This is a genomic window from Flavitalea flava (genome assembly GCF_054461575.1).
Genome location: NZ_JBTLQH010000015.1, coordinates 22,233 through 35,738, shown reverse-complemented (window position 1 = coordinate 35,738; position 13,506 = coordinate 22,233). Strand labels below are relative to the sequence as shown.

7 protein-coding genes are annotated in these 13,506 nt (G+C 46.8%); all 7 read right to left on the bottom strand.

Annotated elements, in window-relative coordinates; genetic code table 11:
• Window positions 1-14: 14 nt before the first annotated feature.
• The gene (locus tag ACX0G9_RS15020; RefSeq protein ID WP_459065744.1) at window positions 15-1,169 is read right to left on the bottom strand and encodes an acyltransferase family protein; all 1,155 of its coding nucleotides are present in this window, start codon (window positions 1,167-1,169) and stop codon (window positions 15-17) included.
• A gap of 10 nt (window positions 1,170-1,179) precedes the next feature.
• Entirely contained in the window at window positions 1,180-3,273 is a 2,094-nt protein-coding gene (locus ACX0G9_RS15015; RefSeq protein WP_459065743.1) for a beta-N-acetylhexosaminidase, read from the bottom strand.
• A gap of 4 nt (window positions 3,274-3,277) precedes the next feature.
• The gene (locus ACX0G9_RS15010) at window positions 3,278-5,782 is read right to left on the bottom strand and encodes a hypothetical protein (protein WP_459065742.1); all 2,505 of its coding nucleotides are present in this window, start codon (window positions 5,780-5,782) and stop codon (window positions 3,278-3,280) included.
• Between the two features lie 117 nt (window positions 5,783-5,899).
• Window positions 5,900-7,666: a SusD/RagB family nutrient-binding outer membrane lipoprotein gene (locus ACX0G9_RS15005; RefSeq protein WP_459065741.1), complete on the bottom strand. Its 1,767-nt coding sequence runs from the start codon at window positions 7,664-7,666 to the stop codon at window positions 5,900-5,902.
• Window positions 7,667-7,698: 32 nt separating this feature from the next.
• Window positions 7,699-11,529, bottom strand: coding sequence for a SusC/RagA family TonB-linked outer membrane protein (locus tag ACX0G9_RS15000; protein ID WP_459065740.1), 3,831 nt, complete (start codon window positions 11,527-11,529; stop codon window positions 7,699-7,701).
• A 55-nt stretch (window positions 11,530-11,584) separates the two neighbouring features.
• Window positions 11,585-12,691: a FecR family protein gene (locus ACX0G9_RS14995; RefSeq protein WP_459065739.1), complete on the bottom strand. Its 1,107-nt coding sequence runs from the start codon at window positions 12,689-12,691 to the stop codon at window positions 11,585-11,587.
• A gap of 220 nt (window positions 12,692-12,911) precedes the next feature.
• Window positions 12,912-13,493, bottom strand: a complete 582-nt coding sequence (locus tag ACX0G9_RS14990; RefSeq protein WP_459065738.1) for an RNA polymerase sigma factor — start codon at window positions 13,491-13,493, stop codon at window positions 12,912-12,914.
• Window positions 13,494-13,506 lie beyond the last annotated feature (13 nt).

Here is a 13,506-nt window from a genome sequence, read left to right as displayed (position 1 = left end):
GGGAGTTTCTATTCTTAGATCTTTAAAAAAATCTTTTTCTTATAAAGAATGCAGATTGGTATAAAACAAAGCAGGCAGAAGGAAATTGCATAGAAAAAGGATAACAATTCCGGGGAAATACCGGTTTTGAGAAAGGTATCGATGATATGAGTTTTGGCACTGACTCCTTCTTTCCCTCCCCATTTCCAGGACAGCAGATCGTCGAAAACTTCCGCTACCAGGTAGGCGGCGATCGCATTGGATCCATAGATCACGGCAAACTTTGACCAGCGTTTATAGCCCAGGATATCTACCAGGAAATACAAAGAGGCGAGTATCATACAGGCCAGCCCCGTGGTATACAAAACAAAAGAACTGGTCCAGAGATTTTTGTTGATCGGAAAGAACCAATTCCAGCCATTGGCCAAGGCAAAGGAGATAAAACCGGTAAAAAACAACCAGATGACCTTCCGTTCTGAACTTTTATTGCTCAGGAACAGGTGGCCCACCAGCATACCGTTGATCCCCGTTACGATAGCAGGAAATGTACTCAGCACACCCTCCGGATCCCAACTGCCCTGCCAGAATCTTCCGGGAATAACGATAGCATCCAGCCAGGCCGCCAGATTTTTACCCGGCTCCAGGATCGGATATCCGTAACCGGGAACCGGTATCAATGTCATGACCATACAATAGCCAATAAGGATGATGGCCGCCAGTTTAACCTGGGTTTTCCAACCGGTGTACAGGAACAGAAATGAACAGGCGCAATAGACAATAGATATTCGTTGTAATACACCCGGAATACGGTATATGGAAAAATCAAAACTTGGCAGGATACTGAGGAATACTCCCAGTACAAAAAGAGTCAACGCCCTTCTGAGAATCTTCCGGATCATTTGCGTCTTCGGAACATTCTTTGCCAATTGCCTGGAATAAGACAAGGCAACGGAAGCACCCACCATGAATATAAACGATGGAAATACAAAATCGGTAGGAGTGATGCCGTTCCATTTGGCATGAAGCAGGGGAGCATAGGACCTTTCTTCAATCCCGGGATCGTTTACCGTGATCATCGTAGCAATAGTCAGCCCCCTGAATATATCCAGGGCCAGTAAACGCGAGCCCTTCTCCTGCGGCAAATTATGTACGGTTGCCTGTTGGGATCTTTCTTGTTGAATCTCTTGCATGTAGTAGTTTTTATTTTGCTGCTTGTCTGATAAGTCCTTCTATTCCACTAACCACTTGTAATTCACAACGTCCGCCCTGTTCCTTTGCCTGTCCCACCTGTTCAAGGGATTCTTTTAGCCAGGCCTCATTCCCCCTTTTTCCCTGCGCGATCTTATCCAAAGCTTCGAGTCCGCGCGAAGCGATCAGGGAAAGATGCTGGGATAAAGCAAGTCCTTCCCGGAGTATGGGCGAATTCCGTACGGTTAACAGGAAATGTGCATGGTTCTCCTTCCAAAGGGTCAATTGTTCGCGGATACTTTTTTCCAGGATATTTTTTGGACCGGGTAAGAGATTTGAAATATACGCCTTCACGTCCCGGTTGAACATCCTTGGAACAGGCTGATCGGGCAGGGCGACATCCGCCAGTTTGGTGTACGGGGAGAAGACAGTATACATCGTATCCCCCTGGTTGCGTTCATAGATCTTGAGCGGTTCCAATACGTCGACCAAAACTTTTACCGCCTGAATATCTTCCGAGTTGGCCAGTCTTCTCAACATGGGCTGCTGATAGGATTCATGCGTCAATCCCACCGCTTCCAGGTGAAGGCTCATAATATCCAGCCGCCGGTACATATCGTCCAGGTTGGTTACTTCCCTGGGAGACCATAACCGTTCCGCAATGGCGGCGGTACGGGGCCATATCCGGGAATCGACGGTTTCGGGTGTGATCAGTTCGCTCCACATGGTGGCTTCACCGCCCAGGATATTCGCGGTTTCGGTTTTGGTCAGGGACAGCCCGTCCGGAATCGGATCGTTCAGGTACAGGGTATCGGTATGCTGGACCAGGTCAATATAATAACCATTGGAAAGAATGGCCGGATAACCTTGTCTGACGGAAGAATAAAATGCTTCCTTTCCCCGCCAGGATTGAATGACAATATCTTTCGGCACTCCGGGCTGCAGGATCTCGTCCCAACCCATCATCTTTTTTCCGTGTTTTTTTATGATGGGCAGCAAATGCCGGTTGAATTCGGTTTGAAGATCAATATAATTCTTCATTCCCTTTGCCTTCATATAGGCCTTGATATGCGGTGTCTTTTCCCAATCCTTCCCGGTATTCTCATCACCTCCGATATGGAAATAATCATCCGGGAACAAGGCCGTCATTTCGGCAAATAACCGATCCAGAAAAGGAAGTACTTTTTCATTGGTAGGGTCCATGACCGGATCGAAAACACCAAAATAACGCTGCAGGGTATAATTCTTTTTTACGCTGGCTAATTCCGGGAAGGCGACAAGGATCGCCGTCGTATGTGCCGGGACCACGAATTCCGGAACGATCCGGATACCCCGCTGCCCCGCATAAGCGACGATGGCATGAATATCACTTTGGGTATAATATTTTCCATCGGAAGCCGTACGTTGCAACTGCGGAAATACTTTCGATTCGACCCTGAAACCCTGGTCATTGGACAAATGCAAATGCAGGACATTCATTTTTGACGCAGCCATTCCATCCAGCGTTCTTTTTATGACGTCCACCGGCATAAAATGGAGCGCTACATCGAGGAGCAAACCCCTCCAGGCAAATCTTGGTGCATCCCGGATGATCAACCCCGGAAAATAATAACCACCCTCATCCACACTTATCAGCTGTAACAAGGTCTCCAGCCCGTGTATGGCTCCAAGGTCCGTTTCGGCATCGATCACTGCCTGTTCAGCTGTTATGGTGATCGCGTATTGCTCATTCTCTTTTATGGTCAGTTTGCCCGGGCGCCTGACGTTGATACGCAATGGGGCTGAAGGATCATTGTCCTGTGGTCCGAGATAACCCTGTTTATCCAGGAAGAATCCTGTTTTTTCTCCCACCCTGCGTATAAAACGGCTGGCTTCCGCAAAGAGACGGCGATCGGGATTACCAGATACGGCAACCCTGAATTTTTCCGTAATCGCCATCCGGTGCCCGTTGGTCTGTAAGGATTGCGGAACCGGCATCAGATCATGGGTACGGTTAACCCCGGAAGAATATTCGGAGGCAGACTCTCCGTTGGTTACCGGTAATCCCTGGGCAAAGGGATGCAGATAATTAACGAGGACAACGGTAATCAGTAGAAATTTTTTCACGATATTATTTTTTTTGATTCCTGATCAGCCAGACTTCGGCTACCCGGGATTGCTGCCGCCAGTTAAGCTTTTCTTCATCGATCTCATCCCAGGTTAGGAGCAATTTACCATGAGGTATCAGCGCTGCGGGAACCGGGAACTCTTTTATTTCTCCAATTTCTTTTCCATATAACGTAGGAGATAGTCTTTTCCCATTGGCCTTTAACAGCGATTCCCCCTTGCCGGTGATCCGGATGGTATATTCGTATTTTCCCGTTGAGTCAAGACCGTGATATTCCATACCCAGCGGCCAACGCATATCCGTCATCCAGGAAAGGCGTTTGCGGCTGAATCCATCCTGCCACCATTCGAACCAGGGCGTATAATCGCCTTTTCGCTGCAAGGGATCCGTTATCCAGCTTTCCCCTCTCAGTACATGGGGTGATAAGGAAACATTTCCTACATCATCATAAGAACTTCCGGGACCGGGGTTCTCCCACCGGGCGATCGTTTCCAGGGCTTTGCTCTTTTCTGTTTCCGGTAATGATCCGATCTTTTTGAATTCATCTTCGATCCACCAACGGTTATTAAGCGGTCTGTCGATGAAATCGAGCACTGCTCCTCTTTCTTCCCCGGAGGCCTGGTATTTTTTAACGCTGGTTTGCAGACTGATGGATTGGTATAAGGCGGCACAGAGGTCGATGACCTTTTGCCGCCATTCCGGGTGTACGGGCTCGGTTTCGGTTTTTTGCAATATACTTAAGGCCTTCGCCATGGCCTGATCCGGTGAAAGCATTGGTTTGGTTCCGGGTTGGATAGTTGTTTGGACTGCCTGCAACATGACCTCGTTCGCCTCTTTTTCCAGTTGGGTCTCGTAAATGAACCTGCTACGGGAATAGGCATCATAATAGGCCCGCAGTAAATACATCTGCCATCGCCAGTTCCCGGATAGCTCCGGATTTTTTTCTTCCATGTCCTTCCATGTCTGCAGGGTAGAGACAATTCCTCCGTTGGCGACGATAGGACCTTCCCAATTCTTCTCCAGGGCTAATATTCCGTCAGCTCCTTGATCAGTAACAGGGCTGCCGAAGAAAAAATTTGCATATTCTTTCAGGGTTTCCCTTTCTGATACGTTGGGATCCCAGGCCAGCCGGGTCCAGGTGATCTTATTGACATCGTCATGCACTCCGTCGGAATAGGAAATGAAACCGTCGATATAGGGCTGCAACGCCTTGTATATGGCCGAATAATGATAGGGGCGGGGATTGACCGACTCCCTGCCCAGGGTGAGGTTAAAGGCAGGGTCCCACCAGGGGATCGGGAATTCACAACGCACATTATGGGTAAGATCGGGATAATAACGCAGCCGGTAATTAGCCGGTAAGGCGGCCCTGGTCTCTTCCGCATTTGGACTACTGGGACCTGAAATCAATCCTCCCAGCCATGTCGGTTTTTCTTTTTGAATGTACGCATAGACTATTTTGTTCTGTGCGGGAGTATAGCCTTGCAGGGACAGCCAGGTAGAGCCCTCCGGATGATATTTCTTTAATATCCCACCCAGGTCTTTTAATAAAGGAAGGACCTGTTCCGGCGGGTTATCTCCGGGATCTCCTCCCGGAAAGAAAACCCCGTTGATGCGGACCGAATATTTACAAATGTTTTCGAAGGTGTCGATATACCGTTTGCGTTTGGCCGGATCTTTCAGATCGAACTGCGCCGGGATCCACATCCAATAATCGATGTCGTACTTCTGACAGATCTCACTCATACGCATATTCATTTCGGCCAAGGGCATTTTGAAATGAGGGCTGGGTTTTTCATCGAAGATGGGGATTGATTCAATGCTGTTGCTTCCGAAAATGACCAGCTCGCGGATATATTGTTCGAACTGGGCCGCGGTCCAGCCATCATAAGAGTTGGCCGTATTGCGGTAACCCAGTTGATGTCCTCTTATGGGTTTGTCAGGGCTTTCAGCCAGCGCTAATCCTTCCGCCAGGTTGATGCTGCCTTTGTTGTATTGCATGATCCGCAGCAGTTTTCCTGCACCGAAAAGTACACCCCGGCCATCTATCCCTTCCACCAGGATAATGGTTCTTCCTTCTTTAGTTTGTGCACCGATCCGGAACGATTCAGGAACGGAAGGCAAGGCGGGCAGTCCTGCGAAAGAAGCAGGATCTATTGCCGGGCCGGAACCGGCTGAATTTTTAGCGGATTTTTTTTTGCCGGAACTTTCTTTTACAGAAGATTTTCTTAGAATAATGACATCGCCTTGGACTGGCCAGGTACCGGATACTTCCCATTTCAGGCCGGTTCTTTTTTCTACTTCTTCCGAAAGTATGGTGGCTGCCGTTTTTTCACCATTCGACAAACCGGACCCTCCGGTAAAGATCGTTGCCTGGTGTAAGGTCCGCCCGGGAGCAGGCGAATGATCCGAAAACAGTGGCTGGGCCTGTACGGCAAGCGGAACCAATCCTGTTAACCAACAGGAAAGGATGAAGAAAATCGGACGGATGGGGAAGGTAAACTTCATAAGGCGATCTTATTTATTGGTAATCTTAGCAGATGTTAAAAATAGAAGCTGCCCTTTTTGGGGACAGCTTCTGGTATGTAACTGGGTGTTTAGGGGTAAAACTAATCTATTTTTCGTCTACCAGGGGTTGCCCGTTCCCTGTAATAACCAGAATTTTGACCAGGAACTGTTGTTACCATCCGTTCCATTAAAACTGGCGGAAGGTACGAGCTGATCAATTGCTGCCTGTGAGTTCACAGGATTATTTTGCAGTTCCGAATTAAAATAGGCGAAGCGTAATGGGACAGCAGCACGGGACGATCCCCATCCTGCGTGTAAAACAGGGAATCCTGTCCTTCTCCAGTCCATGAAGGATTCGTTGGAAGCCTGCCAGGAGGCGATCCATTTTTGTTCGATGATCTGCTGCAAGGTCCCGTTGTATGCTACTAAAGGCTGAGCGATATAGGTTCCATAATCTTTTACGCATCCGGCATAACCGTTCACATCCCCCTGATAAGTAGAAAATACCTGCCAGAGATCGAAGGAGGCCTGGATACCTTTATTATACCAGTCTGAAGCCGATCCGCCGACATTCCATCCGTTGAGCGCCGCTTCGGCCAGATCAAAACAGATCTCGTTGTAGGAAGCAACGCGCTGTTTCAGCAAGGGTCCGCTGGGGTTATCATAAATATCCCTTCTCAAAAAAGAAACAAAATTGCTTTTTGAAGTGGATTGTGTACCGGCACCGTTGATATTATATGCAAAATCATTAGGAGAATAGCTGATGGGAATACCGACATAAACAGGCGAGGTATCGAAGAAATTCCAGACATTGGCGAGGGGAACTCCAAAAGGCCTGTCTACCTGGTAGGTATCGATATTAAACTCCTTGAAATGGGCCTTTAAAGCAGCCTTGGGATTGATATACCGGATACCTCCCGAATTGAACGTGAGTGTGGAGTCATCCAATGGACCGAATTTGCTGGCATCGACTATCGAAGGTGTGACGACGGGTTCGGCCATGATCACGATACGGGGATCTTTTAATTTATCCAGGAATTTTACCAGGGTGGCGCACATTTTATTATGGGAAAAATTGGCGTCATCATGGTAGGTAGAGGCTTTCTGATAAGAGCTGTTGGCGTCAACACCCGGGAAAGCAAAAACGCAATCGTCATCGTTGCTGGTAAATACTTTTGCCGCAACCGCCTCTACATCGGCCTGTACATTTCTTTTGGCGGATATACGCATATAATAACGGAGCAGGAGAGAATTGGCAAATTTTGTCCATTTCTCCGGATCGCCGCCATAAAATACATCCGAACTTGTCGTTACCGAAGTAATTTCCGGATGATCTCCGGTAGTTCCGGAAAGTAAAGGCAGGGATGCTTTCAGATCGGCAATAACGCTGTCATAGATCTGCTCCTGTTTGTCAAAAACGGGAGTTTGATTCACTGCTCCATCCTGGTCGCCATTTAATGCTTTAGAAGCTGGTGCATCGCCCCAGAAGTCTGCAATGGTTCCAAAATTGAAGGCCCGCATGATCAACGCAACTCCCTGGTGGAATGCCCATTTATTGGACACGGCTTTGGAAAGTAATAATTTATTGTCTCTTAGTCTTCCATAATTATTTTGCCAGTCAACAGGATCCCAATAATAACCGCTATAGGTGTTTCCAAAAGCATCCTGGTAGGTTTGCTGCATCGCTCCCGACATATTGCCTGAGCCCAAATTGCCATATTCCTTGGCCGTTTGCGTTAATACATTCGCCATCAGGTAATCCGGCGCTGCATCTGCAGGAGTAATATTATTCGGGTCCGTATTCAGTGTCGTGAATTTCTGGCAAGAACCAAGAAAAAGCGTCGTTACAAGAAAAGCACCCGCTATTTTATATAATCGTTTCATATTTTTTATTTAAAATACCCTAGTTATTAAAATTAGAGGCGAACGGCCAGTTTAACACCCATTGGAATTGTCCATGGTGTTATATTATAACGTTCAATCCCTTGTCTGAACTGGGAACCATTTCCTTGCGTATCGCCCCTCATCTGGAAGGCCTGTTCCGGATCGATCCCTGCTTTAGATTTTGTCCAGAGGATGATATTCCTGGTATAAAGTCCCAGGGACATACCCTGTAATCTCAGTGCGGTCGACCAGCTCCTGGGCAATTCGCAATTGATCGTGAGTTCTCTCAATTTAATATAGGAAGCATCGAACATGCTCATACGTGCAAAATTCCATCCTGCAGTGACTGCATCTTCATAACTATCCAGTTTGGTTAAGTTCATATCACCGAGATTCTCTACATATCCGCCACTGCCATCATCATATACGCCGGGGAAGAAGGCTCCGTCATTGATAGTTATATTTCCATTGGCGGTGTAAGGGAATCCGCCTTTTTCGGTGGTCGGTCCTCCGACCAGCTTGAATTGTTGTAAGCCCTGGAATTTGATATACTTACCCGGGTTGGATTTTAAGAAACCCGGTATATCGTTCTTATTACCTGCAGGGATCGGAATTCCCATATTGGTTTGTCTGGCCATAGCCGCATCGGATTGCATGTACCGGTAAGTCTGGGAGAAGAAGGTTCCACCCAACCGCATGTCAAAACTTGCCGTAAGGGTCAGCATCTTCCAGGTTACGGAGGTCTGCATGCCCATCAACAATTTAGGGTTAAAATTCCCTACCACTTCTTTGTGGTTAAAGTCTCCGTTCCCTACTTTCTGGTATTGACCCCCGTTGTCCAGCAGAGGATAACCATAATAAGGAGATGCTTTATCAGTTACGGTAGCCACCATGTTGTCCCATAACTGACCGATCTTTCCATCGCTGATAACCGGTGATCCGTCGGCATGAAACTGGTTGGGAATAGCTTGTCCCTTAGCATAAGTCCAGGTTCCGCTGCGGCCATCATCCCAGAATTCATAATAAGGAACCCCGGGAGCCAATGACATGACATAAGAATTATTCTTCGTGTAATTAACACTCATATTCCAGGTCCAGTCTTTAGTTTGAAGGATAGTTCCTCCTATCGTTAATTCCAGGCCCTGGCTACGCACCAGCCCGGCATTGATCTGTCTGTTGGTATAACCAGATGAAGAAGGAGTGTTTATCCCGAGGATCTGATTCTTGTTATCCGAACGGTATACGGTTCCTTCAAAACGTAAACGGTTATGCAAAAAGGCCAATTCCAGTCCTATTTCTGAAGAAATGGCTCTTTCCGGTTTCAGGCCCGGGTTCTTGAGGACCTGATTGGTTCCTTCGGTAGTGATGCCGCCGAAACTTCCGATACCTACCGTTCCGTAAAGATTATAGGGGTCGGTATCCTTACCCACGCTGGCATAACCTCCGCGTAATTTGACCATATCCACAGCCGCCCCGAAATTGATCATTTTGTTCAATAACAAACTGAGCGATGCGGATGGGTAGAGATATGAATAATTGGCCGTGGGTAATGTACTGGACCAGTCGTTCCTGGCGGTCAGATCCAGATAAGCCAAGTCTTTATAGCCTAATGAAGTGGTGGCATAAAGGCTGTAAATGGCTTTTTGGTTATAATCGGATGCCGCCCTCAGATCGGTCTGTGCGATATTCGATACATTAAAGAATTCAGGAGCGATGATCCCTGCTCCGGATTGGGAAAAGGTCTGGAGATTGGATCCATATACATATTGGAGATTTCCACCGCCGGACACCGAGAAATTAAAATCAGAAACAGTATTCTTGTAGGTTACCAGGAAGTCGGTATTGCTTTCGGTGTTGAATATTTTCTGAATACCGTAATAACCATTCAGTTCTCCATTGTAACTCTTGGAGATCTTCGTTTCCCGGGATTCGTTCAGCATGTCCTGGGAATAACGGACAAAAGCACTGACATGGGGGCTGAACTGGTAATCCATCTTTACGTTGCCAAAAAGACGGTTGCGTAAAAAACTATTCTTGACCTGATTGAGGGTGAACCAGGGATTGTTATCAAAATCCCCGGATGCGGGATCGGGAACATCTGGTGCCTCATCGACTCCTACCGGCGGTAGGGCTTTTCTTTGCTGGATCCCGGGCGTCAGCCAATAGTTCTTCAGCAGTCGGATATCCACGCTGGGAGAAAGATAAGCGACATTTTTTAAAACACCTCCGTCGTTACCGGCAACCACATTATCCGAATTGGTCCTGGTATAATTGATAGAAGCAGTGATCCTGAAATCCTTATTCATCTTATGCTCCACATTCAGGGCGAAGTTGTGACGATTCAAACCGGTCGTAGGAATGATGCCTTTATTCTGGGTATTGGTGTAAGCCAGACGATAATTATCCTTTTCGGAAGCATTTTCAATGGAGAAACTATTGGCTGAAGTAAGACCCGTCTGCACAAAGTTCTTTAAGTTATTGTGACTGACCAGATCCTGTTCGGTATAGGTTCCATCCGTATTTAATTTGCTGTTCCACTGAATAGCCTTGATCCCCTGGTTCAGCGGAGTACCGAAACGGTAGGTATTGGTACCGGCCAGATCCACGATCTGCCCGTTCCAGCTGTTAAAACCGTTGGCTGTCGTATAAGGGTCCGTACCGACCGTATACTCCTGGTTGGTAGGCAGATACTTATAAGGTATGGCTACTTCCGTATTGGAGCTGACGGTAATTCCCAATCCTTTTGCTTTTTTCCCTGATTTGGTGGTGATGAGCACCACTCCGTTACCGGCGCGGGAGCCATAAAGCGCCGCTGCGCTTGGCCCTTTCAGGATGGATACGCTCTCGATATCATTGGGATTGATGTCGGACATGGCATTTCCATAATCCACATCATTATCTCCGCCTTTATTAGTACCGATATTACTGAGAGAGTTTTTAACCGGAACTCCATCTACTACAAATAAAGGTTGGTTGTCGCTGTTCAGCGAGCGGATACCGCGAATTACTACACTTACAGATGCGGTAGGAGAACTTCCGGTCGAACTGATCGAAACTCCGGATACTTTTCCTGCCATGGCGTTCAGTACATTGGTCTGAGCAACACGGTTCATATCCTCCCCTTTTATTTCTCCAACGGAATAACCCAGGGATCTTTTGGCCCGGGTAATACCAAGGGCTGTTACCACCACGCTGGACAGTTCGTCGCTGCTACCGGCTTCGAGGGTAATACTGAACTCTGTACGTCCGTTGATAGATACTTCGGTAGTTTTATAGCCAATGGAAGAGAAGAGCAGGATGGCCTTTGGCCCGGAAACGGTTAGTGTGAAACTACCGTCCGCGTCTGTTGTAGTTGCTTTTGTTCTACCCTTTTCCATAACTGTCACTCCTGACATAGGGCCGTTCTTATCGGTTACTTTTCCTTTTACTACAATAGGCGCAAATATGGGATCCTGTTGTTTTGCAAGGGCTGTTTTTTTTTGGATGCCTTGTTTTATAACGTAAACGTTATTCACTTTTTCATAGGTAAGACCTGCGGAAGCCAAAACTTTCTTGAGTTCCGTTACCGGATCGACCGGTCCCTTCCCCTCTTTGGCAGGAGGGTAAACGACCTTTGTTTCCTTCAGCGCATCGGTCTGGTAACTATAGTAAACACCATAGTCCTTTTGGAATTGCTGCATAAAAGCCTCCAGGGACATTGTCCGCTGTGCAGGCTCATCGATCAGTACCGAAACGCTTTTTCGGCTCACCGGCGAAGCGGAGGCGAAATCCTGGGCCATCACACCAGTTTGTGTACATATTAGTATACACATCAGCAGTAACGGAGTTTTACAAAATGGGTGAAGGGTTACTTTCTTATTCATGTGTTTTATTTATGGCAGTTTGTGAATAATGCATGTTTAAGTGAATAATTAATTTTTAATAAATTATTAGTTGATTATTCTGAAGGGTCATTTTTAATTTTAGTGTTTCGGCCAGAACCGGGATCAGTTTCTGCAAGGAACTGACCTGAATTTCCGCATTGATCCGCAAACGTTTGCTTTTATCGTTCTTAAAGACAACATCCACTCCATAATATTCATGGATCAGGGCTGTGATTTCTTCCAGGCGTGTTTTGCGGAAATTCCATTTGCCTTGGGTCCAGGCCGAATATAATTCCGTATCCGTGCTGGTCTTGATAAAGTCTCTTTTGACCGGGTCGAGTTTGATTTTATCTCCCGGTACCATATAGGCCTCTTCCCCTTTCTTATCATCCAGGGCCAATTTGATCTTTCCGCTGGTCAGTTCAATTTCCGTAGCCGGAGTACGGGCGTTCACATTAAATTCGGTACCGAGTACCGTGATGGAAAGATCATGGGCGTGTACCACAAATTTCTTAACGCCCGGATCTTTGCGAACTTTGAAAAAGGCATTCCCTTCCAAACTGACTTCTCTGCTGGCCGCGTCCGGGAAATTACTGCTGTATTGTAACGATGAATTGGGATTGAGCAGGATAACCGTACTATCAGGTAAAATTATCCTCTTCATTTCCTGGTATCCGGTGCGAACGATCAGCAGGGTGTCTTTTTTTCCTGGTTTGATGAGCAGGTAAGCAGGTATGACAAGGGCTGTCAACGCAGCAGCGGCTGCACTCCATTTCAGCCAGCTTTTTTTGCGGGGCTGCCCAAAAAGACCAGGATAAACGGGTGGAATATCAAAAAAAGTGGAACCTCCTGCAGCATTCGCCTGTTCGGTAATCATGAAATTTCCCGATAAGGGGAGATCAAGCTGTTGGTATATATTTTCTTTGATGGATCTTTTTTCTGCAAAACTTAAGGGTTGGATGCTGTATTCACCGGCCGCCAATACGATAACCAATTGGCGGGCTTTTATTACGGGTTCCTGCTGATGCGGAGTTCTTTGTAAATAATCGCTCCAAAAGCGGTCTTTACTGCTGTCCGGCTGTAAGACCCACTCCTGAAAATATTCATCGGCAGCCAACTGCTCCACCGTGAAATCCCTATAATAGCTGTGATTTGGTTGCATCAGGTTTGGTTAACTTACTACTCTATACATACTTACTTCTCCATATCTAAGAGAAGCTTCTCTTATTTGAATACTCAATTTGAAAAAAATATTTTTAACAAATATTTTAGTAAGACAGGCAGGATGGTGCAGGACAGTTAAGGATAAGATTCCGGAAAGATGGGGATAAGGGGCTGGCGGTTCAGGATAAGGGTCAGAACGCTTGATTGCAGAAGTCAGGCTAAGGGAAAAGCAGGATAAGGATGATCAAAATATGCATCTGGCTTCTCAGGCGCATGATGGTTCTGAAGGCAAGATTGTTGACCGACTGATAGTTCATGCTCAGTTTGTCGGCAATCTGTTCATAACTGAGCCCTTCATAATAGTGCAATTTAAGGATAAGTTTCTGGCGGGTGGTGAGATTGGATAAGGCATGGTTGAGGCGGGTCTTCTTTTCCCTGTCGATATCGAAGGATATGATCAGTTCCTCCCTGTTCTCTTCACCACTAACAAGGGTCTCATCCGGAAGATAATAGGCCGTCCGGTTCTCTTTTTTTAATTTTTTGAACAGGATATTCCGAAGAACCCGTACAAGATAACTCTGTGAATGGTGAATGTCTCCCAGGGTCTCCCGATAATTCCATAATTCGATAAAAACCTCCTGCAGGGCATCTTTGGCCAATTCCCGGTTATCGGTTATGCGGAGGGCTGCCCGGAACAATTTGTCGACATAGATATCGTACAAATGACCCAGTGCTGCATGGTCACCTTTTTTTAAGCGGGACCAATACATAGAATCGTTGTTTGCTACTTGATCAGGCATTAAGAATGCAAAT

Excerpts from the sequence above, each read along its gene's own strand:
- ACX0G9_RS15020 (WP_459065744.1), bottom strand. The coding sequence starts at position 1,169 with ATGCAAGAGATTCAACAAGAAAGATCCCAACAGGCAACCGTACATAAT.
- ACX0G9_RS15000 (WP_459065740.1), bottom strand. The coding sequence starts at position 11,529 with ATGAATAAGAAAGTAACCCTTCACCCATTTTGTAAAACTCCGTTACTG.
- ACX0G9_RS15005 (WP_459065741.1), bottom strand. The coding sequence starts at position 7,666 with ATGAAACGATTATATAAAATAGCGGGTGCTTTTCTTGTAACGACGCTT.
- ACX0G9_RS15010 (WP_459065742.1), bottom strand. The coding sequence starts at position 5,782 with ATGAAGTTTACCTTCCCCATCCGTCCGATTTTCTTCATCCTTTCCTGT.
- ACX0G9_RS14990 (WP_459065738.1), bottom strand. The coding sequence starts at position 13,493 with ATGCCTGATCAAGTAGCAAACAACGATTCTATGTATTGGTCCCGCTTA.
- ACX0G9_RS14995 (WP_459065739.1), bottom strand. The coding sequence starts at position 12,691 with ATGCAACCAAATCACAGCTATTATAGGGATTTCACGGTGGAGCAGTTG.